We start from the raw sequence: 4,732 nt of genomic DNA on the forward strand, positions 1-4,732 counted from the left end.
GGCCTGGACGCCGGCCTGGACGGACCCGACGCGGCCAATGCGCTGGCCGTGGCGGCCAAGGGCGCGCCGCGCGCGAAGCTGATGTTCCATATGGACCCGGTGTCGGCCTTCGCCGAGGCCGGGGAGGCACCCCGGTCGATGGAAGAGCACCTGACCCTGGCCGCCAACACCGCGGCGCGTCACGCGGGCGCCTATCCCGAGGCGGCCTTCTTCCTGGCGTCCGGCCGCGTGGCGCACGAGGCCGGCGGCTCGATCGCCCAGGAGCTGGCCTTCGCCGCCGCCAGCGCCGTCGCCCTAATCAAGGCCGGGATGGCGGCGGGCCTGAGCGCGGACCAGGCTCTGAGAGGGACGGTGCTCGGCGTCGCGGTCGACCAGGAGTATTTCGACGGCCTTGCCAAGGTCCGGGCGCTGCGCCTGATCTGGCGGTCGATCTCCGGAGCGTTCGGCGCCGAGGTCCCGGCCGCGATCGAGGCGCGGTCCTCGCGGCGCATGCTCTCGGCCCGAGACCCGTGGCCCAATCTGCTCAGGCTCACCGCCGCCGGGTTCGCCGGCGCGGTTCGGCGGCGCGGACGCGGTGGTGCTGGACGGCTTCACCCGGGCTGGGGGCCGGGCGGACGCTTTCGCCCGCCGCCAGGCCCGCAACACCCAGCTGGTCCTGATGGAGGAGGCCCACCTGGGCCGGGTCGACGATCCGGCGGCGGGCTCCTGGTTCCTGGATCACCGCACCCGGGACTCGCCGAGGCCGCCTGGGCCGAGTTCCAGCTCATCGAGGCTGAGGGCGGGATCGTCGAGGCCCTGCGCGGGCATCTGATCCAGCCGCGGGTCGGCCGGGCCCGGCGGGCCTGGAGAAGGCCCTCGCCGACGGCGCCCGCCAGATGGTGGGCGTGACCAAATTCGTCGATCCCGATCCGCGTCCGACCTCCGTCGAGACCGAGACGTCCAGAACTCCGGACGGCGGGGGCGACGCGTGCGTGCCGCTGGCGCCAATCCGTCTCGCCGCGCCCTTCGAAGCCCAGGAGGCCGGCCGATGAGCGCGCCGAACTTCTCCACCATCGCCCTGGACCTGTCGCCGACCGGCGCCGGCCGGCGCGCGACCCCTGGACCACGCCCGAGGGGCTGACGGTCCCCGCCGCCTACGACGCCGCGGCGCTGGACGGGCTGGAGTTCATCCACGGCCTGCCGGGGATCGCGCCCTATCACCGCGGGCCCTATCCGACGATGTACGCGGGCAATCCGTGGACCATCCGCCAGTACGCCGGCTTCTCGACGGCGGAGGAGTCCAACGCCTTCTACCGCCGCAATCTGGCCGCCGGTCAGAAGGGCCTGTCGATCGCCTTCGACCTGGCCACCCACCGGGGCTACGATTCCGACCATCCGCGCGTGAAGGGCGACGTCGGCATGGCCGGCGTGGCCATCGACAGCATCTACGACATGCGGACCCTGTTCGACGGCATCCCGCTGGACCAGATGTCGGTGTCGATGACGATGAACGGCGCGGTGCTGCCGGTGCTGGCGCTCTACATCGTCGCGGCCGAGGAGCAGGGGGTGGCGCACTCGGCGCTCACCGGGACCATCCAGAACGACATCCTCAAGGAGTTCATGGTCCGCAACACCTACATCTACCCGCCCGAGCCGAGCATGCGGATCATCTCGGACATCTTCGCCTGGACCGCGGAGCATGCGCCGAAGTTCAACTCCATCTCGATCAGCGGCTACCACATGCAGGAAGCGGGGGCGTCCGCCGACCTGGAGCTGGCCTACACCCTGGCGGACGGGATCGAGTATCTGAAGGCCGGGGTGGGCGCGGGCATGGACGTGGATCGGTTCGCGCCGCGTCTCAGCTTCTTCTGGGCCATCGGCATGAACTACTTCATGGAGGTGGCCAAGATGCGCGCCGGCCGCCTGCTGTGGGCGGAGGCGGTGGCGAAGTTCGGGGCCAAGGACGCCCGCTCGCTGTCGCTGCGCGCCCACTGCCAGACCTCGGGCTGGTCGCTGGCGGCCCAGGACGTGTTCAACAACGTCAGCCGGACCATGGTCGAGGCCATGGCGGCGGCCGGCGGGCAGACCCAGAGCCTGCACACCAATGCGCTGGACGAGGCCCTGGCCCTGCCGACCGACTTCTCGGCCCGGATCGCCCGCAACACGCAGATCCTGCTGCAGATGGAGACCGGCCTGACCAAGGTCATCGATCCGTGGGGCGGCAGTTTCTACGTCGAGCGCCTGACCCACGAGCTGGCGGAGCGGGCTCGGGCCCACATGGCCGAGGTCGAGGCCCTGGGCGGCATGGCCAAGGCCATCGAAGCCGGCATTCCCAAGCTGCGGATCGAGGAAGCCTCGGCCAAGACCCAGGCGCGGATCGACACCGGCCAGCAGACGGTGGTCGGGGTGAACAGCTATTTCAGCGACACGCCCGACGACATCCCGATGCTGAAGGTCGACAACGCCGCCGTGTTGGCCGCGCAGATCGAGAAGCTCAAGCGCCTGCGGGCCGAGCGCGACGAGACGGCGACGCAAGCCGCGCTGGACGCCCTGACCGCGGGCGCCAGGGGCAAGGCCAACCTGCTGCAGCTGGCCGTCGAGGCGGCGCGGGCCAAGGCCACGGTGGGCGAGATCTCGGACGCGCTCGAGGCGGCGTTCGGCCGTCACGTGGCGACGGTGAAGACCGTCTCGGGCGTCTATGCGAAGGCGGCCGGCGACGACCCGAAGTTCAGCCGGGCGCGCGACATGGTCGCCGCCTTCGTGGAAAACGACGGCGGCCCTCCGCGCATCCTGATCGCCAAGCTGGGCCAGGACGGTCACGACCGCGGCCAGAAGGTGGTGGCCACCGCCTACGGGGATCTGGGCCTGGACGTCACCGCCGGCAGCCTGTTCCAGACCCCGGCCGAGGCGGCGCAGGAGGCGGTGGAGAGAAACGTCCACGCCGTCGGGGCCTCCTCCCTGGCGGCGGGCCACCTGACGCTCGTACCGGAGCTGAAGGCCGAGCTGGAGAAGCTCGGCGGCCGGACATCATGATCGTGGTCGGCGGGGTGATTCCGCCCTCCGACGTGCAGCCGCTGCTGGAGAGCGGCGCGGCCGCGGTCTATCCGCCCGGCTCGGTCGTCGCCGACACGGCCATCGATCTGATCGAGAAGCTGAACCGACGCCTCGGCTACGCCCAGAAGGGCTAGCGAGGCCTCGGCGCCTCAGGGCCTGTGGGCGCCCGGCAGGGCGGCGATCTCTTCGGCCGTGAGCTTGCGACTGATGTGGACGCGGCAGGTCGTGGTCGGGACCGGCGCCCCCGGGACGGTCACGCGCGCCCAGTCCCCGGAGCACAGGCGGCTTCCCGTCGCGCCGCCGAAGTCGGGCCTGATCGCCAGGCGGTTGGCGAAGTCCAGGTCGTTGCAACCGCCGGCCGCGTTCAGTTCGTAGACGTCGTTGCGGCCGACGTGCAGAAAGATCTGGTCGCGGCTGCCTTGCCGGAAGTTGTCGACCTGCTGGATGTTGAAGCACTGCCGGGCGCGCGTCGTCGTCTCGCCGCTCGCGGTCTCGCTGTTTGCGGTTTCGGCGATCGGCGCACAGGCGGCCAGGACGGTGAGAAGGCCGAGAGCGGCCGGGATGGTCGTACGCATGAATAGCTCCCTCAGCTCAGCTCCCCGGGGGCGAACCGTCCACCTTCGGCCCGCGTTTCGCAACCCCTTCGTCAATAGAGAATCGTAACGGGTCGACCCGGGCGGCCAGATCCGACGGCAGGGGAGACGGGGCGCCGGTCGCGAGGGCGGCGACGTGTTCGGCCAGCAGCGGAGCGGCGCAGAAACCGCGCGAGCCCAGGCCGCCCAGCACGAACAGGCCGTCGCTCAGGGCCCCCGCCAGCGGAAGCCGGTCGGGCGTGGTCGCTCGAACGGCGGCGCGGGCGCGCGGGCGGGGCATAGCGCCGACCGTCTCCGCAAGGACGGGCAGCCGGGCGCGCAGCGCGTCGTGATTGCGACGGGAGGCTTCGGCGCTGACCGTGGGATCGGTCCGGCCGCGATCGTGAGTGGCGCCGAACAGCAGCCCGGCTCCCGTCGGAACGGCGTACCCGCCCCAGGCCACCGCGCCGATGTCCGCCGTTTGCAACCCTTCGACCCAATCGGCCTGACCCGCCACGGGCGACAGGGACAGCAACGGCGATAGCGCCGCATTGCCCCAGCCCGCCGCCAGCACGACCACGTCGGCCTCGGCGATCGGCCTGTCCGCGGCGTCGGTCAGCCGCCAGCCGTCCGGGCCGGCTCCAGGCGCGCGACCGTCGCCGTGACCCGTTCCGCCTCCGCCAGCCAGGCGTCGAGCACGGGCCGGGGACGGATGGCTAGGGCGTCACTCATGAGCAGGCCGCCCCGGTCCACGTCTTCTCCCAGCCGCTCCGTGCAGGCCCGTGCGTCCAGTGTCGTCATCGCGCCGGCCGGCCAGAGGTCCTGCGCGGCGATCTTGGCGAAGCGCGCGGCGTCCCGGGGCGACTGCTCCAGTTGGAGGACGCCCTCCTGCGTCAGGGCCTCGGGAACGGCGCGGTAGAGGGTTCCGGCCCGTTCAAGAGCCGCGGCGTACAGGCGGGCGATGTCCTGATCGCCGGCGTCCAGTCTCGGCGTCACCAGGGCGGCCGGGAATCCCGAGGCGGCGTTGTCGTCCCCGGCGGAGATCACGATGGGCGCGAAGCCCAGCGCCCGGAAGGCCCGAGCCAGCGCGGCGCCCGCGACGCCGGCTCCGACGACGGCGACGCACG

The 4,732-nt window shown here is 72.0% G+C and carries 5 protein-coding genes and 1 pseudogene; 3 read left to right on the forward strand and 3 right to left on the reverse strand.

The genetic code is table 11. The features are described 5' to 3' along the window. From AC2W7C_RS13520 to scpA, 3 genes and pseudogenes are all read left to right on the forward strand, one after another. A partial coding sequence (locus tag AC2W7C_RS13520; RefSeq protein WP_486001903.1) for a methylmalonyl-CoA mutase family protein occupies nt 1–888 on the forward strand: 888 nt, incomplete at its 5' end. Then, nucleotides 885–1,031 (forward strand): hypothetical protein, encoded by a 147-nt coding sequence (locus AC2W7C_RS13525; RefSeq protein WP_486001904.1) that lies wholly within the window; start codon nt 885–887, stop codon nt 1,029–1,031. The genes AC2W7C_RS13520 and AC2W7C_RS13525, both read left to right, overlap by 4 nt. A gap of 67 nt (nt 1,032–1,098) precedes the next feature. Further along, nucleotides 1,099–3,167 (forward strand): annotated as a pseudogene (scpA, locus tag AC2W7C_RS13530) (methylmalonyl-CoA mutase); the annotation flags it as partial. A gap of 15 nt (nt 3,168–3,182) precedes the next feature. Here the strand turns inward: scpA and AC2W7C_RS13535 are convergent. From AC2W7C_RS13535 to AC2W7C_RS13545, 3 genes are all read right to left on the reverse strand, one after another. Further along, nucleotides 3,183–3,608 (reverse strand): DUF6491 family protein, encoded by a 426-nt coding sequence (locus AC2W7C_RS13535; protein WP_486001905.1) that lies wholly within the window; start codon nt 3,606–3,608, stop codon nt 3,183–3,185. Nucleotides 3,609–3,624: 16 nt separating this feature from the next. Further along, nucleotides 3,625–4,185 (reverse strand): FAD-dependent oxidoreductase, encoded by a 561-nt coding sequence (locus AC2W7C_RS13540; RefSeq protein ID WP_486001906.1) that lies wholly within the window; start codon nt 4,183–4,185, stop codon nt 3,625–3,627. Between the two features lie 35 nt (nt 4,186–4,220). Then, nucleotides 4,221–4,732, reverse strand: a 512-nt coding sequence (locus tag AC2W7C_RS13545; protein WP_486001907.1) for an FAD-dependent oxidoreductase, incomplete at its 5' end; no start/stop codon positions are given.

It is taken from the genome of Brevundimonas sp. CURTG3B2_SDJG (genome assembly GCF_057364705.1).

What these genes read in the sequence shown, in the direction of transcription:
- AC2W7C_RS13535 (WP_486001905.1), bottom strand. Translation starts at nt 3,608, where the DNA reads ATGCGTACGACCATCCCGGCCGCTCTCGGCCTTCTCACCGTCCTGGCC.